Raw genomic sequence first — 21,792 nt, forward strand, 5'->3', positions numbered from 1 at the left:
CGCCGACCTCATCACCTCCCGCGCCACCCTCACCGGCGAACACCTCGCCACCTACACCACCACCTGACCCCACCCCCGCCACACAGAAGGGGACGCCGAGTACCCACGAGCGGCGCGCCGCGCTGCTCGTGGGGTTTTCCCCGCGCGCCCACTCCGTCGAGCGGCATGCTGTCCTCGGTCTGCTCGCTACGGAGACGCAGTGGCGACCGGTGGCACCGTGCCGACGGGTGGGACCGCGGGGCCGGCCGGCATGAGTGCCGTGGTCACGAAGGCGACCACGGCGGCGATGATCGCCACCGGTATCATCGCCGTGCTGCCGAGCACCAGGACGACGAGCAGCACGCTGCTGACCGGCAGCCGCAATGCGGCCGTGGCGGCGGCGGCCATGCCGGCCGCGAGTCCGGGCACGATGCTCAGGCCCGGCAGCGGTGCGAGGAGGACGCCTGCCGCGGCGCCGAGGAAGAGAGCCGGGAAGATCGGGCCACCGCGCAGGCTTCCCAGGCACAGGGAGTAGCCGATGCCCTTCCAGACGAGGACGGCGACCAGTGCGCCCACGCTCCAAGCGTGCGGATCGGCCGCGAGCTCGGCCAGGGTGGCCTGGCCCGAGGAGGCCACGTCCACGGGGGTACGGTCGGTGATCAAGGTGTAGGCGGCGGCGCACACGCCGGTCGCGAGCCCGCACACGGCCGTGACGATCAGGGGCCGCTTCGCCACGCGGACGGCGGTCAGCCGGCCCCCGTACTGGATCAGGTGCACCCCCACGGCGACGGCCGCGCCCAACAGGAAGGACCAGAGCACGTCACCGCTGTCCAGGCGGGGGGCCGGCACGCCCAACTTCATCGACAGGCTGCCGGTCCCCAGACCGGTCCAGCGGTCGAAGCCGGTGAACACGAGTGAACCGATGCCGCTCGACAGCAGTGCGGGGAGCATGACGGTGAACAGCCGGGGCCCGCCCACACCCGCGAGTTCCATGAGCAGGATGGCGCCGACCAGCGGATTGCCGAAGATCGCGGAGACCGCCGCGGCAGCTCCGGCCGCACCCAGCAGAACAGCGCTGAGCGGTGTCTCCGGTGACCCTGCGAGGTGCCGGAACAGGATCGCGAGACCGCCGCCCAGCGCGATGAGCGGGGCCTCGGGGCCGAGGACGGCGCCGAGCGGCAGGCTGAACACGGCCGCCAGGACCACTCCGGGCAAGGCAGCGGAGCCGAGACCGCCCGCGTGCAGGCCGGAGGCGGGGATGTGCCCGCCCGCGCCCGGGAAGCGCGTGACGATCTGCCCGACGCACACGCCCGCGACGAGCAGCAGGGGGAGCGGCCACCACCACGGGGGAGTGTCGTGGCCGAGGGCCTGGGGGAGGTCCGCCCACATCAGGCGCTCCAGCGAATGGAGCCCGGCGAGGAACCAGAACGCGGCCAGGGAGACCGGTACCCCGACGAGCCCGCAGAACAGCAGCGTCTTGAGGTAGCCGGGGGTCCGCAGTAGATCGCGGAGCTTCTCGGCCTCCTCCGGCTGCGCTGTTGCCCCACCGGCGGGCGGAGGTCCCGGCCGCCCCGGCTGTCCCGGCTGCTGCTGGGGCTGCGGCTGCTGACTCGGCTGTGTCATGGGGCCGTTCCTTCCCGTCCCCGGTCCCCCACCGGTGTGTCCCGTGCACGGTCAGCTGATCCGCCGCGCCCTCACGCTCCGGCAGGTGGGTTCTCCACGGCGTCCAAGGACGCGAGCAGCGCCTGTACGGGAATCCGCCCGGCCGCGACCAATTGCGCACCTCCGTGGCGCAGGGCGCGGGCGAGCGGCGCCGCCCAGGTGTTCTCGTACACGAGGATCCCGGCCGAGTTCCCGGGTTCCAGAGCCGTCCCGGCTTCGTCGATGTCGTCCTGGTCCAGCAGTCCGGAAGAAGCCCCCTCGAAGACCGAGAGGTCGACTTCGTCGCCGAAGTCCTGGAGTTCCACCGCCCTCACCGATCCGTCGTCGTCCTTGCGGACGAAGACCAGATCGAGGATGCGGATGACGCCCCGGTCGACGAGATCGACGAGGAGGGGAAGCCCCTCGCCCGTCATGCGGCTGCCCGGGAACTCGATCACGAGGTAATCCACGGGGCCCATGTCCTCGATGTCGCTGAGCCCGGTACGTTCCGCGGCCTCGCTGCTCATGGCTGCTCCTGTCGGTCTGGGGAGGGCGTCGCCGTCGGCCGCTGATGCGGGCGGGGCTCCGCGCGGTGGGCGGGAGCCGACGTCACCTAAGGCCATTCCAGCACTGCCGGGGTACCTCCGCACATCAGGAGCGGACGGGACGGGCCGGGTGGGAGTGCGACGCCTCGTCAAGCGGTCAGTTGGTAGAGGCTCTTCCCGGCCAGCCACAGGCCGAGCACCAGGCAGATGACGACGATCGCCTTCTGCTCACGGTTTTCCAACCACCCGCGCAGCCGCAGCAACCGCTCCTGGGCGACCTCGGGTGAGAACACGCGCCCCCATCGTGTGACGACATACGACGTTACGCAGTGCATGGACCGATGACATCTTTCGCCCGGACGTCGTGGGAGCGGACACCGTTCGAGATGCCGCGCCCAGGCGCGTCCTCCAACCTGGACGCACACGAAGGAGACCGCCATGGCGACGACTGCTTCACCACTGGTGTCATGCGGTTCGAGCCGTCCGCATCCCACACCGCCGTCCTCCGCCACGGTGCGCTGATGCCATCCGACGGGCGCATGCGCAGCGTCTTCCACGCCGCCTGGTGGCGCACCCGCTCACAGCGGACCACGCTGGCGGCCCAGCGCCTTCAGCGCCGGGCCGAGAGCCGGTTCCCAGTGATCACCCGTGGCGCCGAACGCATGGTGGCGGTGAACATCTTCGACTCGGCGACGCGACTGGCCGCCCAGTGCTTCCTGACGGCCGTGCCCCTCCTCTTCGTCTTCGCGTCGTTCGCCCCGCAGCCCGTACGGGATCAACTGCTTTCCTCGGTACGCGCGGTGTTCGGGCTCCACGGCCCGGCGAGCGAACAACTGAACGAGATCTTCAGTAGCTCCGAGGGGGATTTCCAGAACGCGGTGGGCCTGGTGGGTGCGCTGATGGTCCTGCTGTCCGCGACCGCCGTGAGCCGCGCCATGCAGCGGCTGTGCAAGCGCGCCTGGCAGATTCCGCGTTCCGGAGTGCGGATCGCGATCTGGCGCTGGGTCGTGTGGATCGCCGTCTGGCTCTGTCTCCTGACGCTGCAGGGGCCGATCCGCACGGGGTTCGGCGTCGGACTGTGGCTGGGCGTTCCCCTGACACTGGTCTTCCAGACGGCGGTGTGGTGGTGGAGCCAGCACCTGCTGCTGGGCGCGCTCATTCCCTGGCTCCCCCTGTTGCCGGGCGCGGTGCTCACCGCCGCGGGTGTCACCACCCTCTCGCTCACCGCACGCATTTACATGCCCCGTGCCCTCAACCGGGCCCTGAGTGAATTCGGTTCAGCCGGCTCGGTGTTCGTCCTGCTGTCGTGGCTGATCGTGCTGTGCGTGGCCATCGCCGTCGGTGTCACCGCGGGCGCCGTCCTGGCGCAGGAGCCGTACATCGCACGGCGACTGGGCAGCCGAGCTGCGCTGCGGGAGCGTACGGAGCGCAGCTGAGCGCGGAGCGGTCTGAGCGGGCTCGGGGAAGTCAGGCACGCCCCACTACCCCAAGACCGCTTAGCGGGTGCTGCTCGTCCGGTTCTCGGTGGGTTCGATGGGTCCGCCCGTCCCTTCCTCCTCGGCGAGGAAGTCCGTCAGGGCGAGCGCGAAGAGGAGCGCGAGGGCGAGGCCCACGACGACCCAGCCGGTCGGATAGGACCACAGGACGTAGGCGAGTACGGCTGCCGCCACCAGGATCCAGTTGATCCAGTCGTGGTAACGGCCGACGAACGTGCCCACGGGGCCGGTGCGCAGGCCCGCACGGCCCGCCGCGGTCCGGGTGGCCGTGATCCCGGAGTGCCACACCTGGCGGATCACGGTCGGGTAGTGCCCCGGCCCGGAGAGCCAGGCGGCGAGGGCGAGCACCACGCCCAGGCTGATGACCATGCGGATCGTGACGCGCAGTAGGCGGACCAGCGCGTCGTAGACGGAGGAAGCGGCCGGCTGGGAGACGTCGTCGGGGAGGGCGTTGAGGTAGACCGTACGGAAGACCGTCAGGGCGATGGCGAGGACGAGCGTCGCGGCGGCGAAGCCGAGCGCCGTCGTGATCAGGGTGCGGCGCCGGTGGGTGGAGAGCAGGACGCCGACCGCCGCGAGGACGACGGCGAGGATCGGCAGCCACAGGCCGACGAGTTCGAGCAGTCGGAAGCCGGTCTTGACCCGGCCGATGTTGTCCGCCCGAAGGATGGTGAAGTCGGTGTGGACGTCGGGGATCTTGCTGGCGATGCTGAGCCCCGAGTCCACGAGCCGGGTCTTGACCTGTTCGATCACGGGAGCGAGGTCGAGCGTCACCGAGTCGTTCTTGATCTCCACTGCCCCGTCACCGCTGCCGGTCAGGGCGCGTACGAACGCGGTGTGGATCGTGCGGTTCGCTTGGGTCCAGACGGTCTCGAAGGCGTCCGATGCGACGACGTCCTGCGCCTTGTCGTGGACGAAGCTGCGGACCGCCCCTTCGAGCGAGTCGCCCAGCTTCCCCAATGCCTTCTCCAGCAAGGGACGTTGGTCCGGTGCTGCGTCTTCGAGCAGAGCCTTCAGGTCGATGTGCTCCATGACCGCGTTCGTGACGCGGTTCGCGACGGCAGCCTGCACGTCGGGGTCGGAGGCGAGCGGGGCGACGGTGGCCACGTAGCGGTCGGTGTTGCCCACCAGGTCGGCCGTCCAGGCAGCGACGATGCCCAGCGGGGCCAGCACGCAGCCGACGACGATCAACACCGCGGACAGGAAGGAGCGCAACCGGTGCCGGGGTGGTCGGCGTTTCGCGGCCTCCGACTCCAGTGTGGCGACCCGAGCCCGCAGGGCTTCCAGTTCGCCTTGGCCATGGTCGTCCGCCATTGCTGCCCTCCTAGGGATCAGGTTCCAGACAACCCCGACCCCTAGGAGCGGGCGAGCGGAGGAGATCCGTTCGGGTGAGCCGCACGATGCGGGCCCATGGACCGCGGTGCGGGCCGACCGGCAGGGCGGTTGCGCCGCTCGGTGGGCCGGGAAAGTCCCTGCCGGAGTCCGTTCGACGTGCGGAACGCGGGAGCCGAGCCAATACTGCAGATCGCGGGCATCCGGTCCGCAGTCAAGGAGGCGTCCATGGACGACTACCCCCTTCTGAGCGTGTTCTGGACCATGCTCTGGTTCTTCCTCTGGATCATGTGGCTGTTCCTGCTGTTCAAGATCGTGACCGATATCTTCCGGGACCACGAGATGAGCGGCTGGGGCAAGACGGGCTGGCTCATCTTCGTCATCCTGCTGCCCTTCCTCGGCGTACTGGTCTACGTCATCGCGCGGGGCAAGAGCATGACCCAGCGCGACATCAAGCAGGCACAAGCGAACGAAGCGGCCATGCAGGACTACATCCGCAGGACGGCCGGAACGGCCCCGTCCAGCCGGAGCAGCGTCGACGAGCTGTCCAGGCTTACCGAGCTGAAGAACAAGGGCGCGCTCACGGAGGACGAGTTCCAGAGGGCCAAGACGAAGCTGCTGGCCTGACGGGAGACGGCGCCGGGATCGCTGCCGCCACGTTGCGGGCCGCGACCCCGGCCGTCACGTGCCACCCGCTAGCAACGGTTCGAAGGACCGCTCTGGCGGGTGAGGTTGTCGTTGGACATCCAGCCGGAGGCGTCCGGGTTGGCCGTGCGGACGAAAGTCCACTTGTGGCCGTACGCGTTGACCACGTAGCAGTGGTACGAGACCTTCGTACCCGACTTGACCAGGGCCACGGCGGGACACGACTGGTACGGGCCGGTCACCATGTGGTAGCTGCCGGACATGTAGCCGTAACCGCCCGGGCTGCGCTCCTGGTGCGCCCAGCCGGTGCAACCCGTGGGCACGGGACTGGGTTTGGTGGCGGGGGAAGCCGGTGCCGCCGTGGCCGTGCCACCGGCGGTGCCGCTCGGCTTGGTGGAGGGGGTCGCAGAGCCCTTGCCGGGAGTGCCGGACGGCTTGCGCCGGGGGCCTTCCGTCGAGGAGGGCTTGGGTGCAGCAGCTTGAGGCTGCTTGGCGTGCGCCTGGCCGCCGCTCTTGTCGCCGCGCCCGCCCACCGTTGCGTAGGCGATGCCTCCGCCGGCCAGGACGACGGCGACGGCCGCTGCGATGACCGTACGGCTGCTGCGCCGTCGGGGCCGTACGCCGCCCGGACCGCCTTGGCCGAAGCCGTGGCCGGCGGCGGAGGGCCCGGTGTGCGGGGCAGTGCTCGGTAGGCCGGGCGCCGGATGACCCGGGTATGCCGCGGGCGCCGGGGCGGGGTGGGGATACGGCGTCGGCGCCGGGCCGTACCCGTACGGAGGCGGCGGAACGGCGACGGGCGCACTCGTAGGGGGTGCAGCCGCGGGCGCCTGGTGCACGGTCCTCTCCGCAGCCACCGATTCCAGCATCTCGCGCGCCCGGGCCGCGTCGGGCCGGTCCTCCGGCTCCTTCGCCATGAGCGCCTGTAGCACCGGTGCGAGGGGCCCGGCCCGCCGGCACGGCGGCAGCGGTTCGGCGACGATCGCCGACAGCGTGGACCAAGCGGACGTGCGGCGGAACGGCGACGTGCCCTCCACGGCCGCGTACAGCGTCATGCCCAGCGACCAGATGTCGGACGCCGGGCCGGGTTCCTTGCCCTGCGCGCGCTCGGGAGGGAGGTAGTCGAGGGAACCGATCAGTTCACCGCTGCGGGTCAGTTTGGCCACGGCCTCGTCGCCCGAAGACTCCAACGTGGCGATGCCGAAATCCGTCAGCACCACCCGACCGTCGCGCTCCAGCAGCACGTTGGCCGGCTTGACGTCGCGGTGCAGGACCCCTGCGCGGTGTGCCGCGTCGAGCGCGTCCATCAACTTGGCGCCGATCGCTGCGGCCTCGCGCGCCTCGATCGGGCCGTGCTCGGCCAGCACGTCGTCGAGCGAGGGACCGTCGACGAGTTCCATGACGATCACGGGCAGCCCCTGCTCCTCGGTCACGTCGTGCACCGTGACCACTCCGGGGTGCCGGATCCGGGCGGCAGCCTGGGCCTCCCGTTGCATCCGGGTGCGCAGGTCGGCCAGTTCCGCACCGGAGGCGTCGGTGTAGGCCCGCATGATCTTGACGGCGACCTCGCGGCCCAGCAGCTCGTCCACGGCCCGGCCGACCACGCCCATGCCGCCGCGTCCGATCAGCGAGGTCACCCGGTACCGCCCGCCGAGTACCCTGCCCACCAGCTCCGCGCCGTTCGCCTCCCCCGCCGTCACTGCACACTCCACTCGTAACCGTTCGTCAATTCATGGCGGGCCCCAGCGTAAAGGCAAGCAGGCTCAGGCGTGCTCCCCGAGGCGGTCGCGCTGGATCCGGTGGGCGAGGGTGCGACGTACGGAAGCCGTTGTGGTGGTGGCGGCGGTGCCGGTGTTCTTCAGGGGGACGTCGAGGCCGCGGCTGATCCGGTCGTACGCGTCGCGGTAACTACCAGGCAGATCTGCTCGATGCAGTCTCAGGTCCTCCTCGACCAGGCGCCGCAGTTCGTCGACGGTCCGAGGCGTGAAGTGCTTCTTCCCCCGGGCGACGGCCTCGACGTGGTGCGTGCAGCGGGCGGCACCGTGAAGGGTCTCGGAGATCTGCTCGGCGAGGCCCCACAGGCGCCCTTCCAGCCAGGGCGCGTCGTACTGGTCGAGGGAGAAGGTCGTCGGGGACGGCGGGGCGGCGTCACCCCCGGACTTGGTCACCTGCTTGGACACGGCGGGCTGACTCACACCGGTGAGTCGGGCGATCTTCTCCTGGGTCCAGCCGAACCCGGCGAACAGCTTGATCATCTCGGTGCGCACCTTCCGCATCTCCTCGCCCGCACGGATGATCTCGTTCATGCCGGCGAGCATCCGCCCGGCCTGCTCCTCGGTGAACTCCTCGTCTGCCATGACTCGGTTATACACGCAGGCCGCAATGTTCATAACCTGCTTGTATAGCCGGGTTATGGACTGGCAAGGTCGCGGCATGCCCACCTTCTTCGCTTCCGATGGCACCCAGCTCGGCTACCGCACGATCGGAGACGGCGCCCCGCTCGTCTGCATCCCGGGTGGCCCCACCGACTCCCGTTACCTCGGCGACCTCGGTGGCCTGTCGGCCCACCGCCGACTGATCGTCCTGGACCTCCGCGGCACGGGTACGTCCGCGATCCCCCGGGATACCGCCTCCTACCGTTGTGACCGCCTGGTCGAGGACGTCGAGGCGCTGCGCGACCATCTGGGGCTTCCCCGGATGGACCTGCTCGGCCACTCCGCCGGTGCCAACATCGCGACGCAGTACGTGGCCCGGTACCCGAAGAACCTCGACAGGCTCGCCCTGGTCGGCCCCGGAACGAGAGCCGTCGGCATCGAAGTCGCGGGGGAGGCGCGACGCCGGCTCGCCCAACTCCGGCGCCACGAACCGTGGTTCCCGAGCGCGTACGCCGCCTTGGAGGCGATCATCGAGGGCACGGGCGGCGACGGGGAGGCCATCGCGCCCTTCTTCTACGGCAGGTGGGACCCCGCGGCGCAGGAACACCACGCGGTCGGCCGGCCGAGCAATCCGGAAGCCGTCGCCCTCTTCGCGGCCGACGGCGCCTTCGATCCCGACGCCACGCGCGCGGCGCTGGCCACATGTCGGGCCCCCGTGCTGTTGCTGGCCGGGGAGTACGACCTGAACAGCCCCCCTCGGTCGGCGGCCGAGTTCGCGGGGCTGTTTCCGGACGCCGCGCTCGTCGTCCAGCCGGGGGCGGGCCACTACCCCTGGCTCGACGACGCCGAACGGTTCCTGGCCGCCACCGTGACCTTCCTCGGCTGAGCACCTTCGAGCCGCTGGAGCCGGGTCCCGGTCGTCAGCCGGGTCCCGGTCGTCACGGACCAGGGGGGACCTCCCCCTCAGGGTGCCAGTGGAGCGCACCCGTTCCCAGGGCGATCGTGGCGCGTTGCCTCATGGGTTCGTCGCCGCGGCGGGACAGCAGCACGATCTCGCTGACCTCCGCCGGCATGCTGCCGAGCCGGGCGGCGCACTCTGCGGCCAGGCCCCGCGGATCGTGGGTGCGGCCCAGTGACAGGTGGGGCGTGAAGTTCGGGAACCGCCCCACGCAGCGGGGAAAGGGCTCGGCCAGGGCGCGCTGGAGCGCGGTCCAGGGGGCGAGGCCGGCCGCGGCGGGGTCGAGCCAGACGGTGGAGTACGTGCGGTGCCGGAAGCCGTGCACCCCGCTGAGGCGGACGGCGAACGGCTCCCTACTGGCGGCTGCGGCGGCCAGCAGGGGAGCGGCGGCCGGGAAGTCCGGCTCCGGGACGAAGCCGAAGACCAGGTTCACATGGGGCGGCCAGCGGCGGATCTGGGGGTCGTGGGTAGCACGGATGGCCTGGATGGCCGGCCACAACCCGGCCGGGGGAAGCCATACGACGGCTGTCCGCGGTGTGGGAGCCGCCTCCATGAATCCCGGGACACCATTACCGCGGGGGAAGTGCGGGGGTGGGGGCGGGGGCTGGTTCACATGGCCATGATGGCCTTGCCGCGGCCCCCTCACACACGCTGCCAACGCGGCCGGCCGGCGCTCGGGGGAGCGGGCTCGGGCGTCGGCTCCGCACCGCGCAGGTGCAGGTTCCGCACGGTGGTTTCGGTCTCGTGCCGGAAATGCTCCCAGGACACCAGTCGCCGCCAGGCCGGATCCGGCTGGCCCGGAACGGTCGCCCCGCGCGCCGCCCACTCGCGGGCGAGCTCGTCGAACAGCGGCGCGCCGCCCGCGGCGTGGGCCGGCTGCCGGGGGACGCGCGTGGCGCGGACCCAGTCGTCCGGGGCGCGGTGCCGCGCCGTGACGGTGAACGTGGAACGCGTGGTCGTCATACCGGCGCAAACGATTTCCAGCCCGGCCGGACACGCATCCGCCCGGGGCGGCACGCCGTGCCACTCGGCCCGGAGCCCTGCCGGCGCCGACTGACGACGGCGTTCGGCCCGGGCCGCGGAGGGGGGTCCGCTGCCCGGGCCGGGTCGTCGCTGACCGCAGGGGGGCGGTGTGGATACGCGATGCGACGGACAGATAAACGATTCATCGCCCGTCGGGTCACGGTCTTCCCCGGCCCGGTGTTCCGCCGTCCGTGCGCTGCGTGCAGCACGCCTCGGTCCGCGGAGCGGCTGGTGGCCGGAGCCGCCCCGGGAGGGCGGGTGGATGGCCGGATCGGATCGGTCCGCTCCGCACGGAGCGCCCTCGATCGCCCCGCGGCAGCTGCACGCGACGACCCCGCCCCGCGCGTGCGGGCCCCGCCGCGCACGGGCCTGCCGCGTGCGGGCCCGCCGCGCAGGCTGCGTGTCGGGGCGCGCCCGTCGCAGAGCGCGGCCCCGGTGACGGTGCGTGCCGCCCGGGGGACGGGCGATCCGGGCGGCGAAGGTCGTCGCCGGCCATTCGGTCACGGCCGCGGACCGGTGCGGCGGGGCGTCGTCGCCCGGGCCGGACCCGCCCGGGACCCCCGCGACGTGGAGTGACCCCTGTCACTTCGAGTGACGAAGGGACATGCGTCGAGAGGTACCGGGCAAGCGCGCTGAATGCAAGATCACCGCGGGTGGACCGCGGTGTCGGAAAGCGGAGGTACAGCGCGTCGTGTCGGAGCAGAAGACCATCCACATCGCCGGGACCTGGCGGTCAGCCGTCTCAGGAGCCACCCGAGAGGTCCTGGACCCGGCGGACGCCACTGTCCTGGCCGTCGTCGCCGAGGGCGCCACGGCGGACACCGATGCGGCCGTCGGCGCCGCCCGGGCGGCCTTCGACGGCGGGGAGTGGCCCGGGACCCCGGTCTCGGAGCGTGCCGCGCTCCTGCGGCGCACCGCCGACCTGCTCCAGCGTGACCGCGAGCGCATCGGGCTCATGGAGAGTCGGGACGCGGGCAAGACGCTGGAGGAGGGCCGCGTCGACGTGGACTGCGTCAGCGACGCCTTCCGTTACTTCGCCGACCTCGTCACGGGGGAGGGCGCGGGGCGCGTGGTCGATGCCGGATCCCCAGAGATCCACAGCGTCGTCGTCCATGAGCCGGTCGGCGTCTGCGCCCTGATCACCCCTTGGAACTACCCGCTCCTCCAGGCCAGCTGGAAGATCGCACCGGCCCTCGCGGCGGGCAACACCTTCGTCGTCAAGCCCAGCGAGATCACCCCGCTGTCCACGGTGGCGCTCATAGGCCTGCTGGTGGAGGCCGGCCTACCGGCCGGCGTCGCCAACCTGGTGACCGGCGCGGGCGATCCGGTCGGCGCCCGCCTCGCCGCCCACCCCGACGTGGACCTCGTCTCCTTCACCGGCGGCCTCAGCAGCGGTACGAAGGTCATGCGCGCAGCCGCCGACTCCGTGAAGAAGGTCGCCCTCGAACTCGGCGGCAAGAACCCCAACGTCGTCTTCGCCGATGCCTGCGCCACCGAGGACGACTTCGACACCGCCGTCGACCAGGCCCTCAACGCGGCCTTCATGCACAGTGGTCAGGTCTGTTCCGCCGGCTCCCGGCTCATCGTCGAGGAGCCCGTCGCCGAGCGTTTCGTCGCCGAACTCGCCCGTCGCGCCGACCGGATCCGCCTCGGCCGCGGCACGACACCCGGAGTCGAATGCGGCCCGCTGGTGTCCGCGGCCCAGCTCGCGCGGACCGAGGCGTACGTCGCCTCCGCCCTCGCCGAGGGCGCCGTACCGCGGTCCGGCGCCGTACGGCCCGACGGGCCCGGCTACTTCTACCGGCCGACCGTCCTCGACCGCTGCCACCGCGGGATGCGCGTCGTACGGGAGGAGGTCTTCGGGCCGGTCCTGACCGTCGAGACCTTCCGTACCGAGGAAGAGGCCGTCGCCCTCGCCAACGACACCGAGTACGGGCTCGCCGGCGCGGTGTGGACCGCGGACCCGGGGCGCGCCCGTCGCGTGGCGGGCCGGCTGCGCCACGGCACCGTGTGGATCAACGACTTCCACCCCTACCTGCCGCAGGCTGAGTGGGGCGGCTTCGGGAAGTCGGGCATCGGTCGCGAACTGGGCCCGGCGGGCCTGGCCGAGTACCGCGAGACCAAGCACGTCTACCAGAACCTCGCTCCGCGCCCCGTGCGCTGGTTCGCGGGCTGAAGGAGGAGGACCATGACCACGCACACGCACACGCACACGCACACGAGCGCCGGCCCGCAGGAGTACGACTACGTGGTCGTCGGCGGCGGCACCGCCGGTTCGGTGATCGCCTCCCGCCTGACCGAGGACCCCGGTACCACCGTTGCCGTCATCGAGGGCGGCCCCAGCGACGTCCACCGGCCCGACGTGCTCACCCTGCGCCGCTGGATGGGCCTGCTCGGCGGCGAACTCGACTACGACTACCCCACCACCGAACAGCCGCGGGGCAACTCCCACATCCGCCACAGCCGGGCCCGCGTCCTCGGCGGTTGCTCCTCGCACAACACCCTCATCGCCTTCAAACCGCTCCCGTCCGACTGGGACGAGTGGTCGCAGGCGGGCGCTGAGGGGTGGCACGCCGCTGCCATGGACCCGTACTTCGACGTGCTCCTCAACCACATCGTTCCGGTGGCCGAGAAGGACCGCAACGCCATCGCCCGTGACTTCGTGTACGCCGCCCGGTCCGCCCTGGGCGTCCCCCGCGTCGAGGGCTTCAACCGCAAGCCGTTCCACGACGGGGTCGGCTTCTTCGACCTGGCCTACCACCCGGAGGACAACAAGCGCTCCTCCGCCTCGGTGGCCTACCTCCACCCGGTGATGGACGAACGCCCCAACCTCCACATCCTGCTGGAGACGTGGGCCTACCGACTGGAACTCGACGGCAGCCGGGCCCGCGGGGTCCACGTACGGGCCCAGGACGGCACGCGATCCCTGATCACCGCTCGTCGCGAGGTACTGGTGTGCGCCGGCGCCGTCGACACCCCGCGGCTGCTGCTGCACTCCGGCATCGGACCGCGTGCGGACCTGGAAGCCCTCGGCATACCCCCGGTGCACGATCTGCCCGGCGTGGGGGAGAACCTGCTCGACCACCCCGAGTCGGTGATCGTCTGGGAGACCGACGGGCCGATCCCGGAGAACTCCGCGATGGACAGTGACGCGGGACTGTTCGTCCGGCGCGACCCCGAATCCCAGGGGCCCGACCTGATGTTCCACTTCTACCAGGTCCCCTTCACCGACAATCCGGAGCGCATCGGATACGAACGCCCCTCGCACGGCGTCTCGTTGACCCCCAACATCCCCAAGCCCCGTAGCCGCGGCCGTCTCTACCTGACCAGTGCGGACCCCGATGTCAAACCGGCCCTGGACTTCCGCTACTTCACCGACGAGGACGACTACGACGGCCGGACCCTGGTGGACGGCATCAAGATCGCCCGCGAGATCGCTGCGACCGAACCCCTCGCAGGATGGCTGAAGCGGGAGGTCTGCCCCGGTCCGGAGATCACCGACGACGAGGCCCTGAGCGCCTACGCACGTTCGGTCGCCCACACCGTCTACCACCCCGCGGGCACCTGCAAGATGGGCGCCGCCGAAGACCCCTACGCCGTCGTGGGACCCGACCTGAAGGTCCGCGGCCTCGACGGCATCCGGATCGCGGACGCCTCCGTCTTCCCGACAATGCCCGCGGTCAACCCGATGATCGGAGTCCTCATGGTGGGCGAAAAGGCCGCCGAACTGCTGAAGCGGGAGGGCGGTACCCGATGAACGCCCCGCGCCCCACCCCGCGCCCCACGCCCGCCTCCACCCCGGCCCCGGCCCCGGCCCCGGCCCCGCACCCGACGCCCGCATCCGGCGCGGCCCCCGACGCACCCGTCTTCTCGGTCGGCGGCCTCTGGAAGGTCTTCGGGCCCGAGGGCGAGGCCGTCAAGGTCCCCGGCTCCGTACAGGCTGAACTGCCCGCCGCCGAGCTGCGCGCACGTACCGGCTGCACCGCTGCCGTACGCGACGTCACCTTCGACGTCCGCAAGGGCGAGGTCTTCGTCGTGATGGGTCTGTCCGGCTCCGGCAAGTCCACCCTCGTACGCTGTCTGACGCGGCTGATCGAGCCCACGGCCGGGACCTTGGCCATCGACGGCGAGGACGTCCTCGCCATGGACGCCACCCGGCTGCGGGCCCTGCGCCGCCACCGCGCCGCCATGGTGTTCCAGCACTTCGGCCTGCTGCCGCACCGCAGCGTCCTCGACAACGTCGCCTACGGGCTGGAGATCCAGGGCGTCAACCGCGTGGAGCGCCGCGCGAAGGCGGCCGAGATGACCGCCAAGGTGGGCCTCGAAGGCCTTGAGAACCGCCGCCCCGGACAGCTCTCCGGCGGCCAGCAGCAGCGCGTCGGGCTCGCCCGAGCCCTCGCCGCCGACCCGGAAGTGCTGCTGTTCGACGAGCCGTTCAGCGCCCTCGACCCGCTCATCCGCCGCGAGATGCAGGAAGAGGTCGCCCGGCTCCACCACGAAGAGGGCCGCACCATGGTCTTCATCACGCACGACCTCGCCGAGGCCCTGCGCCTGGGCGACCGCATCGCGCTGATGCGCGACGGCCGCATCGTGCAGCTCGGTACCCCCGAGGAGATCGTCGGCTCACCCGCCGACGACTACGTACGCGACTTCGTCCGCGACGTGCCCCGGGAGCAGGTGCTCACCGTCCGCACCGCGATGCGCCCCGCCACGGCCGCCGAGGCCGAGCACGGTCCCGCGCTCACCCCCGCCACGACCGTGGTGGAGGCCATCGAGGCGGTCGCCCGGAGCGGCGGCCCGGTCCGGGTCGTCGACCACGGCAGGTGCCTGGGCGTCGTCGACGACGCCGGGCTGCTCGCAGTCGTGGCTGGACTCCCGGGCACGACCGCGCGGGAGGTGGCCGCATGACCTGCACCGCCCGTCCCACGTCCGCTGTCCCCGGCACCAGGAGGTGGGGCGGATGACCGCGGCCACAGCCCCCACCCGCACCTCCGCCGCGTCGGGGGCCCCGCAGTCTCCCGAACGGCCCGTGCTCCCGGACGGCTCCCGTGCCGCGTCCGCGCCGCCGGACCGCCTCCGCAGATTCCTGCCCGGCAGCGTCTTCCTGGCCGGCCGCCGCACCGGTCGCCGGCTCCTGCTGCCGCTCGCCGTCACCGCCGCCGTTTTGGTCCCGCTCGCCGTCGTCTTCCCGGGCGCCGGCGGTTGGCCCGCGGCCCTGGCCGTCGACCTGGCCGGCCCGCTCGGCCGCGCCGGTGACTGGATCATCGACCACCGCGACAGCCACCCGCTGTTCCTCTACTTCTTCGGGCACGTCAGCAATGCCGTGGTGATCTCCGTCCGCGCCGTGTACGTCGTCCTGCTCGCCGCGGGCTGGACCGGGGTCACCGCCCTGGCCGCGTTGGTTGCCTGGCGCCTCGCGGACATCCGGCTCGCCCTGACCTGCACCGCCGCGTTCGCCGCCTGCGGACTGCTCGGCATGTGGGTGCCGACCATGCAGACCCTCGCGCTGATGGTCGTGGCCGTCGCCGCCTCCGTAGTCGTCGGCGCCCTGCTCGGCCTCGCCGCCGGGCTCTCCCCGCGCACCCATCGCGCCCTGCGCCCCGTACTCGACACCATGCAGGTCCTGCCGGCCTTCGCGTACCTGCTACCGATGGTGCTCGTGTTCGGCATCGGCGTGCCCGCCGCCGTCCTGGCCACCGTGATCTACGCGGCCCCGCCGATGGCCCGGCTCACCGCCCTCGGCCTGCGCGAGGCCGACGCGGGAGTGCTGGAGGCCGCGAAGTCCCTCGGCGCCACCGGACGCCAGCGGCTGCTCACCGCCCGCCTCCCGCTCGCCCGTCGCCAACTCATGCTCGGCGTCAACCAGACCATCATGACGGGCCTGTCCATGGCCGTCATCGCGTCCGTGATCGGCGCCGGCGGCCTCGGCGACCGCGTCTACCAGGCCCTCGCCTCCGTGGACGTCGGCGCCGCCCTGGCCGCAGGCATCCCCATCGTGTTGCTCGCCGTCGTCCTCGACCGCACCGCCGACGCCGCGGGCCGCCGGATCGGCACGGCCCCCGACCCCGCCCGCGAACCACACCTGCTGCGCAGGGTGTTCGCCGGCTGGTACGGACGCCTGCTCACGGTCCTCGCGGCGGTCGCCGCCGCCATCGCCGGCCGGATCGCCGGCACCTCCCTGTGGCCCGCCTCCTGGACGGTGCCCCTCGCGGAGCCCGTGAACGCGGCCGTCGCCTGGATGACCGCCCACCTCTACTCCGGAGTGCCCCTCGTCGGCGGCACCGCGGACTGGGCCGCCGGCTTCACCGGCTGGATCCTCGACCCCCTGCGCAGCGGTCTCCAGGCCGCGCCCTGGTGGTTGCTCCTGCTGCTGGCCGCAGCGCTCGCCCTGTACGTCGGCACCTGGCGCACCGCGCTCACCGCCGTCCTCGCCCTGGCCGCCGTCGGCGTGCTCGGTGTGTGGGAAGCCTCCCTCGACACGCTCTCCCAGGTACTGGCCGCCGTCGCCGTCACCCTCGTACTCGGTTTCGCGATCGCCGTCGGTGCCGCGCGCAGCGCCCGGACACAGCGTCTGCTGCGCCCGGTGCTCGACGTGTGCCAGACCCTGCCGCAGTTCGTCTACCTCATCCCCGTGGTCGCGCTGTTCGGCGTCGGTCGTGCACCGGCCGCGGCTGCCGCCGTCGTGTACGCGCTCCCCGCCGTCGTCCGGATCACCGTCCAGGGCCTGCGCGAGGTGGACCCGGCCGTCACGGAAGCCGCCCGCTCCCTCGGCGCGACCCGCGCACAGCAACTGTGGCAGGTCCAACTTCCGCTCGCTCGGCCCGCATTGCTGCTGGCCGTCAACCAGGCCGTGGTCCTGGTCCTGGCCGTCGTGATCATCGGTGGCCTGGTCGGTGGTGGCGCACTCGGCTACGACGTCGTCCTCGGCCTCGCCCAGGGCGACCTGGCCACCGGTCTGGTGGCCGGCGCCGCGATCGTCTGCCTCGGCCTGCTGCTCGACCGCGTCACCCAGCCCACGAAGGAGGCCTGACGTGCCGCGCGCACACCGCCCCAGCCGCCGCAGCCTGGCCGTACTCGCCGCCGCGACCGGCCTCGCCGTGCTCACCGGCTGCGGAGCCGCCGACATGACCCGCCAGTCCTCGCCCTACGCCGCCGCACGGGGCGCGAAGACCGTCACCCTGTCCGTCCAGTCCTGGGTCGGCGCCCAGGCGAACACCGCCGTCGCCGCCTACCTCCTCGAACACGAGCTGGGATACCGCGTGGACACGGTCCAGGTGGACGAGGTCCCCGCCTGGGACGCCCTCAGCCAGGGGCGCGTGGACGCGATCCTGGAGGACTGGGGCCACCCCGAGCAGGAGAAGCGGTACGTCGAGGGCAAGAAGACCGTCACCCCGGGCGGTGACCTCGGGGTGACGGGCCACATCGGCTGGTTCGTCCCCACGTACTTCGCCGAGGCCCACCCCGACGTCACCGACTGGAAGAACCTCGACGCCTACGCCGACCAGTTGCGCACCGCCGAGAGCCGGGGCAAGGGTCAGCTGATGGACGGCTCCCCGTCCTACGTCACCAACGACAAGGCGCTCGTGAAGAATCTGGGCCTGGACTTCGAGGTCGTCTTCGCGGGCTCCGAGGCAGCACAGATCACCCAGATCAAGCAGTTCGCCAAGGAGCACAAGCCCTTCCTGACGTACTGGTACGAGCCGCAGTGGCTCTTCGAACGCGTCCCGATGACCGAGGTGAAGCTCCCCGAGTACACCGAGGGCTGCGCGGACGATCCGCAGAAGGTCGCTTGCGCCTACCCGCACACGCCGCTACAGAAGTACCTGAACACGCGCTTCGCCGAGTCGGGAGGGAAGGCGGCCGACTTCCTGAAGAAGTTCCACTGGACCGAGGCGGACCAGAACGAGGTGGCCCTGATGATCGCCGAGGAGAAACTGTCGCCGCAGCAGGCGGCGAAGCGGTGGGTGGAAAGGCACGAGAACGTGTGGGGCCCCTGGGCGCACTGACCCGGTTGGCCGGCCGCCCGCTGCGGGGAGCACGGAACTCCCCGCAGCGGGGGCCTCCCGCTGCGGGGCGGGTCAGTTGGCACGTGAGTAGCGGGCCTTTCCGCTCCAGATGCGCTCCAGCCGTACGCGGGTACCCGGCCGGGGCGCGTGCCAGATCCTGTCGTGACCGGCGTAGATGCCCACATGGCCTATGCTCGCGCCCGTGGGGAAGAAGACGAGATCGCCCGGCGCGCGGTGAACGCGGGAAATATGATGGGTGCGTCGGTATTGCTCTTCGGCGGTTCGGGGGAGTGCGCGGCCGGCTCTTCGGAAGGCGTAGAGCGTGAGGCCCGAGCAATCGAATGCCCTCGGCCCCGTCGCGCCGAATACGTAAGGTGCACCCCGTTTGGAAGCGGCGATGGCGACGGCCTTGATGCCATAGGGGGAGGCGGCCTCGGCCTCGCTGATGGGGCCGGTCACGCCAATCAAGGAGAGTATGAGGAAGGTCGTGAACGCCGTGGCGATGCGGCGGCCGGTCAGGTGGACGGTCGAGCGTTTTCCGTCCTCCGTCGTGAACGAATGCAATCGTGATACCTCCGCATTTCGATGCAGAAACAGTTCCATGTGAGGTTCTGTGTCGGTGACATGCGTACCGGCTCTCGATGGCTGACCAGTTTTCTCCGACGGCCCGGACTTCCGGCCATCAGACACGCGGCCTCAAGTGTCTCGGTTGGGCAAAATAATCCGAGATGGTATGCATGGCTTATGTTCTTTAAAGGGAGAAGGGCAAGTTGGGGCGGCGTCGGCGCCCGTCCGGGGCAACCCCGGCTCTGACATGCGGCCGTCGCCCTCGACCCCGGCCCCGAACGGCGAACTGACCCGATTGCGCGGCATCTTCGCACGCGACGTGGTGTTCGAACGCTACGAGGAGTACGACCAGGACGTGAAGGGGATCGCCCGGGTGACCCCCGGCCCCGCGATCGCCTGGTTCAAGGACCCGGCCGGCAACATCCTCTCCGTGCTCCAGCAGAACGCGCGGCAAGAAGTCGGCCATTCGTGCGCGGAATCGGCCACTTCTCCAGGGCGCCGACGCGCCGGCCGCCGAACTGGAACGGACCGAGCACGGTGTGCTGCCCCACCGGCTGCCCACCAAGGCCCATTTGCGCTCAGGTTCACCGGTCTGCCCGACCGGGTGAAGGACCCCTCCTGTGCCCCATCCACGAGGGCACCCCCGGACCCAGCGCCCCGGACCTCAGCAACCTCAGCGCCGGAAAACTGCAGTTCCGGGCCGCGGGCGACCCCGCGGAGCGCGCAGCCGGGAAGCTCACCCGCGGCGTCATCCGCGGGGAACTAGCCCGCATCGTGGAGCAGCGGACAGCCGATGACCCCCAGTTGCACCACCTTGACGGCCGACGCCTCTACGGCGAGGCCGACTTCGCCGAGCTGCCGCTGCCCGACCAACTCCACCCCGACACCGCCACGCACCGTCGTATCGGGGAACGCTTCGCCGACCTGGCCTTCGGCGCAGGCGGACCGTCACCGCCACGCGCGCCAGAACCTTCGGGACACCGGCCGCCCGGTGGACTCCAGGGACCACCCGGGTGAGGGCGCTCTGCCGCGCCTAGGCTGAGGCCTCGTGAATCGAACGGACAGGTTGTACGCCCTGGTCGAGGAGCTGCGTGCAGTGGCGCCCCGACCTCGCAGCGCGCGCTGGCTGGCCCAGCGCTTCGAGGTGAGCACCCGCACCATCGAACGGGACCTGCGCTCCCTCCAGGAATCCGGCGTGCCGGTCTACGCCGAGACCGGCCGGACCGGCGGGTACGTCCTGGACCGCAGCCGGAGCCTTCCGCCGCTGTCCATCACCGCTGCTGAGGCGACGGCCCTGGCGGCGGGCCTGCACGCGCTGGCCGGAACGCCCTTCACGGAGGCCGCCCGGTCCGCGCTGCACAAGGTGCTCGCCGTCATGCCGCCCCAGGAACAGGAACGGGCAGCCGACTTCGCCGCCCGGGTCCAGCTGATCGACTCCGGAACACCCGCCGTCTCGGTGCCGCGCGTGCTCCAAGACGCGCTGGCCGACGGACGGGTGGTCCGGCTGCGGTACGCGGATCGTCACGGCGCCGCCACCGACCGGCTGGTCGAGCCCTTGGGATTCCTGGGTGGAGAACACTGGTACCTGATCGCCTGGTGCCGGCTCAGGGGCGCGACCCGCGGCTTCCGGTTCGACCGCATACGGCAGGCCCAAGTCCTTCCCGAGCAGGCTCCCCGGCGGCAGGTGGACCTCGCCGCGCTGGACGTCCTCGGCCGCGAACTCACCGGCCTGGACAGCCTGGACGGCCTGGGCGGTCCGGGAAAGCGGATGTGACCGTAAACACCGACAGGACGGTGTCGCGGCAAGCGGAGAGCCTTGGAGCCACGGGCGGCCGGCACCGGCCCGCCCGACGGCGCACGAGCGCAGAACAAGAAGTGAGGCACTCCGTATGAGCACGAACATCCTGAACACGCCGTCCGCCGACTTCCAGTCCCTGGGCGTACGGCTCTTCGAGCAGTGGACCGCGCTGTGGAACGGCGATCTGGCTCTCGCCGACCGGATTGTCGCTCCCGGCTTCCGGGTCTCCTTCGCCAACGCCGCCGAGTCCGCCGCCACCGACGACCTGCGCGGCCCGGACGACCTGGCACGCTTCGTCGCCGCGCACCGCGAGTCCATCCCCGGTCTGCACTACTCCTTGAGCGGCACGCCGGTGGTGGACGCGGTCACCGGGCAGATAGCGGCCCGGTGGACCGTCACGTTCCCCGACGCGTCGGGGTCCACGGTGGGCAAGAGCGGCATCGACATCCTGGCGGTCACGGACGGACGCATCACGGAGGTCTGGTCCGTTACGGGCCTGCGTGCCTTCGCCTCCGCAGGCTGAGGGCCCACCAGCGGTTCCCGGACCGGGGCCGAGCGCCCCGCCGGGGCCCCGTCCGGGGGGCGGCCTTCCGGAGAGCCCGTCCGTGCCCCTAGCGTGGTGGCATGACGACGAAGCCGGCCGGGGCGAGCGGGCCGAAGGTGCCGCCCTCCTACCCGCCCAGGACGCCTCCACCCCAGAAGAAGCCCGTCGAGGCGCCGCGGCCCCGGCCCGCCACCAAGCAGGGCGCCAGAACGGGCTTGCGCTGAGGCTCCCGTGCAGGCGCCGGGCGAGGCCGGTGCTACGCCGGACCGGTCAGTACGGCCCGCCAATCGTTGCTCGTGTGCCAGTGGCCGGGCGGGTACTCGAACTCGGATTCACCGAGGAGCTCGAACCCCGCGGTGCGGCACACGCCGTTGGACGCCGGGTGGTCCACGGACGGGAAGGCGTGCAGGTGGCGGCGGGTGCCGTGCGTGCTCGCGTGGGAGATGAGCGCGCGGGCCGCGATCGCGGCGAGGCCCCGCCCCTGGAACTCGGGGAGGATGCCCCAGCCGGTCTCGTAGACGTCCTCGCCCTTCCAGGTGCGTTCCCAGAAGCCGATCGTTCCCACGGTCCGGTCCTCGGCCACGATGCGGAACATGCGTCCTGCCGCGGGCTCGCGGGCGCTCAGCGCCAGATAGCGCTGATGGCGGTCCTTGAGCTTGGCATCGGTTTCCGGACCGCCGAGGTGCTCGGTCATGAGCGGTTCGTTCTTGCGCAGCAAGAGCCAGAAGTCGTCCTCGGCCCACGGTACGAGTCGCACGTCGATGTCCATGCCGTCACGGTAGGTGCAGGGTCTGACATTGATACTCGTAGCGGGTTCCGGTGGTCGTGGCTCAGGGTCTGACTGACGTCCTGCTGGACTGTCCTGCGACTGTTCTGTCCGGCTACC

The 21,792-nt window shown here is 71.5% G+C and carries 21 protein-coding genes and 1 pseudogene; 12 read left to right on the plus strand and 10 right to left on the minus strand.

Annotated elements, in window-relative coordinates; all coding sequences use genetic code 11:
* Positions 1-186: 186 nt before the first annotated feature.
* From ABZZ20_RS35485 to ABZZ20_RS35495, 3 genes are all read right to left on the minus strand, one after another.
* On the minus strand, positions 187-1,602 hold the full coding sequence (locus tag ABZZ20_RS35485; protein ID WP_356876929.1) for a chloride channel protein: 1,416 nt from the start codon (positions 1,600-1,602) through the stop codon (positions 187-189).
* A 71-nt stretch (positions 1,603-1,673) separates the two neighbouring features.
* Positions 1,674-2,147, minus strand: a complete 474-nt coding sequence (locus tag ABZZ20_RS35490; RefSeq protein ID WP_356876931.1) for a DUF6325 family protein — start codon at positions 2,145-2,147, stop codon at positions 1,674-1,676.
* Between the two features lie 167 nt (positions 2,148-2,314).
* Positions 2,315-2,458, minus strand: a complete 144-nt coding sequence (locus ABZZ20_RS35495) for a hypothetical protein (protein ID WP_356876933.1) — start codon at positions 2,456-2,458, stop codon at positions 2,315-2,317.
* 228 nt (positions 2,459-2,686) lie between these two features.
* Between ABZZ20_RS35495 and ABZZ20_RS35500 the strand changes: the two genes are divergently transcribed.
* Positions 2,687-3,601 (plus strand): YhjD/YihY/BrkB family envelope integrity protein, encoded by a 915-nt coding sequence (locus tag ABZZ20_RS35500; protein ID WP_356876935.1) that lies wholly within the window; start codon positions 2,687-2,689, stop codon positions 3,599-3,601.
* 60 nt (positions 3,602-3,661) lie between these two features.
* On the opposite strand, the gene ABZZ20_RS35505 is transcribed toward ABZZ20_RS35500, so the two are convergent.
* Positions 3,662-4,975, minus strand: coding sequence for a hypothetical protein (locus tag ABZZ20_RS35505; protein ID WP_356876937.1), 1,314 nt, complete (start codon positions 4,973-4,975; stop codon positions 3,662-3,664).
* 246 nt (positions 4,976-5,221) lie between these two features.
* On the opposite strand from ABZZ20_RS35505, the gene ABZZ20_RS35510 reads away from it, so the two are divergent.
* Positions 5,222-5,620, plus strand: coding sequence for an SHOCT domain-containing protein (locus ABZZ20_RS35510; protein WP_356876939.1), 399 nt, complete (start codon positions 5,222-5,224; stop codon positions 5,618-5,620).
* A gap of 68 nt (positions 5,621-5,688) precedes the next feature.
* Here the strand turns inward: ABZZ20_RS35510 and ABZZ20_RS35515 are convergent, their stop codons facing one another.
* Positions 5,689-7,335 carry a serine/threonine-protein kinase gene (locus ABZZ20_RS35515; protein ID WP_356876941.1) on the minus strand — a complete coding sequence of 549 codons (1,647 nt, stop codon included), beginning with the start codon at positions 7,333-7,335 and terminating at the stop codon, positions 5,689-5,691.
* Positions 7,336-7,398: 63 nt separating this feature from the next.
* Positions 7,399-7,992, minus strand: a complete 594-nt coding sequence (locus tag ABZZ20_RS35520; RefSeq protein ID WP_356876943.1) for a sigma-70 family RNA polymerase sigma factor — start codon at positions 7,990-7,992, stop codon at positions 7,399-7,401.
* A 76-nt stretch (positions 7,993-8,068) separates the two neighbouring features.
* On the opposite strand from ABZZ20_RS35520, the gene ABZZ20_RS35525 reads away from it, so the two are divergent.
* A complete protein-coding gene (locus tag ABZZ20_RS35525) occupies positions 8,069-8,896 on the plus strand; it encodes an alpha/beta hydrolase (RefSeq protein WP_356876945.1) in 828 nt (275 codons plus the stop codon).
* A gap of 52 nt (positions 8,897-8,948) precedes the next feature.
* Here the strand turns inward: ABZZ20_RS35525 and ABZZ20_RS35530 are convergent, their stop codons facing one another.
* Both ABZZ20_RS35530 and ABZZ20_RS35535 read right to left on the minus strand, forming a co-directional pair.
* Positions 8,949-9,521: a 2'-5' RNA ligase family protein gene (locus ABZZ20_RS35530; RefSeq protein ID WP_356876947.1), complete on the minus strand. Its 573-nt coding sequence runs from the start codon at positions 9,519-9,521 to the stop codon at positions 8,949-8,951.
* A gap of 89 nt (positions 9,522-9,610) precedes the next feature.
* Positions 9,611-9,931: a hypothetical protein gene (locus ABZZ20_RS35535; RefSeq protein ID WP_356876949.1), complete on the minus strand. Its 321-nt coding sequence runs from the start codon at positions 9,929-9,931 to the stop codon at positions 9,611-9,613.
* Positions 9,932-10,682: 751 nt separating this feature from the next.
* Between ABZZ20_RS35535 and ABZZ20_RS35540 the strand changes: the two genes are divergently transcribed.
* The 5 genes from ABZZ20_RS35540 (at position 10,683) to ABZZ20_RS35560 (ending at position 17,997) form a co-directional block, all read left to right on the plus strand.
* Positions 10,683-12,167, plus strand: a complete 1,485-nt coding sequence (locus ABZZ20_RS35540; RefSeq protein WP_356876951.1) for an aldehyde dehydrogenase family protein — start codon at positions 10,683-10,685, stop codon at positions 12,165-12,167.
* Positions 12,168-12,179: 12 nt separating this feature from the next.
* On the plus strand, positions 12,180-13,748 hold the full coding sequence (locus ABZZ20_RS35545; RefSeq protein WP_356876953.1) for a GMC oxidoreductase: 1,569 nt from the start codon (positions 12,180-12,182) through the stop codon (positions 13,746-13,748).
* Positions 13,745-14,899, plus strand: a complete 1,155-nt coding sequence (locus ABZZ20_RS35550; RefSeq protein WP_356876955.1) for a glycine betaine/L-proline ABC transporter ATP-binding protein — start codon at positions 13,745-13,747, stop codon at positions 14,897-14,899. Before ABZZ20_RS35545 ends, ABZZ20_RS35550 begins: the two co-directional genes overlap by 4 nt.
* A 52-nt stretch (positions 14,900-14,951) precedes the next feature.
* Entirely contained in the window at positions 14,952-17,021 is a 2,070-nt protein-coding gene (locus ABZZ20_RS35555; RefSeq protein WP_356876957.1) for an ABC transporter permease subunit, read from the plus strand.
* Positions 17,022-17,115: 94 nt separating this feature from the next.
* A complete protein-coding gene (locus ABZZ20_RS35560) occupies positions 17,116-17,997 on the plus strand; it encodes an ABC transporter substrate-binding protein (RefSeq protein ID WP_356876969.1) in 882 nt (293 codons plus the stop codon).
* Positions 17,998-18,069: 72 nt separating this feature from the next.
* On the opposite strand, the gene ABZZ20_RS35565 is transcribed toward ABZZ20_RS35560, so the two are convergent.
* A complete protein-coding gene (locus tag ABZZ20_RS35565; RefSeq protein ID WP_356876959.1) occupies positions 18,070-18,600 on the minus strand; it encodes a C40 family peptidase in 531 nt (176 codons plus the stop codon).
* 576 nt (positions 18,601-19,176) lie between these two features.
* Here ABZZ20_RS35565 and ABZZ20_RS35570 point away from each other — a divergent pair.
* The 4 genes and pseudogenes from ABZZ20_RS35570 to ABZZ20_RS35585 form a co-directional block, all read left to right on the plus strand.
* Positions 19,177-19,581 (plus strand): annotated as a pseudogene (locus ABZZ20_RS35570) (hypothetical protein); the annotation flags it as partial.
* A gap of 31 nt (positions 19,582-19,612) precedes the next feature.
* Positions 19,613-20,338 (plus strand): WYL domain-containing protein, encoded by a 726-nt coding sequence (locus ABZZ20_RS35575; protein WP_356876961.1) that lies wholly within the window; start codon positions 19,613-19,615, stop codon positions 20,336-20,338.
* A 115-nt stretch (positions 20,339-20,453) separates the two neighbouring features.
* On the plus strand, positions 20,454-20,885 hold the full coding sequence (locus ABZZ20_RS35580; protein WP_356876963.1) for a nuclear transport factor 2 family protein: 432 nt from the start codon (positions 20,454-20,456) through the stop codon (positions 20,883-20,885).
* Between the two features lie 101 nt (positions 20,886-20,986).
* The gene (locus tag ABZZ20_RS35585; RefSeq protein ID WP_356876965.1) at positions 20,987-21,130 is read left to right on the plus strand and encodes a hypothetical protein; all 144 of its coding nucleotides are present in this window, start codon (positions 20,987-20,989) and stop codon (positions 21,128-21,130) included.
* 32 nt (positions 21,131-21,162) lie between these two features.
* Here the strand turns inward: ABZZ20_RS35585 and ABZZ20_RS35590 are convergent, their stop codons facing one another.
* Positions 21,163-21,675 (minus strand): GNAT family N-acetyltransferase, encoded by a 513-nt coding sequence (locus ABZZ20_RS35590; protein WP_356876967.1) that lies wholly within the window; start codon positions 21,673-21,675, stop codon positions 21,163-21,165.
* Positions 21,676-21,792: the final 117 nt, after the last annotated feature.

Origin of the sequence: Streptomyces sp. NPDC006430, from assembly GCF_040612395.1 — a bacterium.
In the GTDB taxonomy this organism is placed as follows: domain Bacteria; phylum Actinomycetota; class Actinomycetes; order Streptomycetales; family Streptomycetaceae; genus Streptomyces.

Bases quoted from the DNA above. Each gene is read 5' to 3' on its own strand.
- ABZZ20_RS35485 (WP_356876929.1), bottom strand. From the start codon at position 1,602: ATGACACAGCCGAGTCAGCAGCCGCAGCCCCAGCAGCAGCCGGGACAG.
- ABZZ20_RS35490 (WP_356876931.1), bottom strand. From the start codon at position 2,147: ATGAGCAGCGAGGCCGCGGAACGTACCGGGCTCAGCGACATCGAGGAC.
- ABZZ20_RS35500 (WP_356876935.1), top strand. From the start codon at position 2,687: ATGCCATCCGACGGGCGCATGCGCAGCGTCTTCCACGCCGCCTGGTGG.
- ABZZ20_RS35505 (WP_356876937.1), bottom strand. From the start codon at position 4,975: ATGGCGGACGACCATGGCCAAGGCGAACTGGAAGCCCTGCGGGCTCGG.
- ABZZ20_RS35510 (WP_356876939.1), top strand. From the start codon at position 5,222: ATGGACGACTACCCCCTTCTGAGCGTGTTCTGGACCATGCTCTGGTTC.
- ABZZ20_RS35520 (WP_356876943.1), bottom strand. From the start codon at position 7,992: ATGGCAGACGAGGAGTTCACCGAGGAGCAGGCCGGGCGGATGCTCGCC.
- ABZZ20_RS35525 (WP_356876945.1), top strand. From the start codon at position 8,069: ATGCCCACCTTCTTCGCTTCCGATGGCACCCAGCTCGGCTACCGCACG.
- ABZZ20_RS35530 (WP_356876947.1), bottom strand. From the start codon at position 9,521: ATGGAGGCGGCTCCCACACCGCGGACAGCCGTCGTATGGCTTCCCCCG.
- ABZZ20_RS35535 (WP_356876949.1), bottom strand. From the start codon at position 9,931: ATGACGACCACGCGTTCCACGTTCACCGTCACGGCGCGGCACCGCGCC.
- ABZZ20_RS35545 (WP_356876953.1), top strand. From the start codon at position 12,180: ATGACCACGCACACGCACACGCACACGCACACGAGCGCCGGCCCGCAG.
- ABZZ20_RS35550 (WP_356876955.1), top strand. From the start codon at position 13,745: ATGAACGCCCCGCGCCCCACCCCGCGCCCCACGCCCGCCTCCACCCCG.
- ABZZ20_RS35555 (WP_356876957.1), top strand. From the start codon at position 14,952: ATGACCGCGGCCACAGCCCCCACCCGCACCTCCGCCGCGTCGGGGGCC.
- ABZZ20_RS35560 (WP_356876969.1), top strand. From the start codon at position 17,116: ATGACCCGCCAGTCCTCGCCCTACGCCGCCGCACGGGGCGCGAAGACC.
- ABZZ20_RS35565 (WP_356876959.1), bottom strand. From the start codon at position 18,600: ATGGAACTGTTTCTGCATCGAAATGCGGAGGTATCACGATTGCATTCG.
- ABZZ20_RS35580 (WP_356876963.1), top strand. From the start codon at position 20,454: ATGAGCACGAACATCCTGAACACGCCGTCCGCCGACTTCCAGTCCCTG.
- ABZZ20_RS35585 (WP_356876965.1), top strand. From the start codon at position 20,987: ATGACGACGAAGCCGGCCGGGGCGAGCGGGCCGAAGGTGCCGCCCTCC.
- ABZZ20_RS35590 (WP_356876967.1), bottom strand. From the start codon at position 21,675: ATGGACATCGACGTGCGACTCGTACCGTGGGCCGAGGACGACTTCTGG.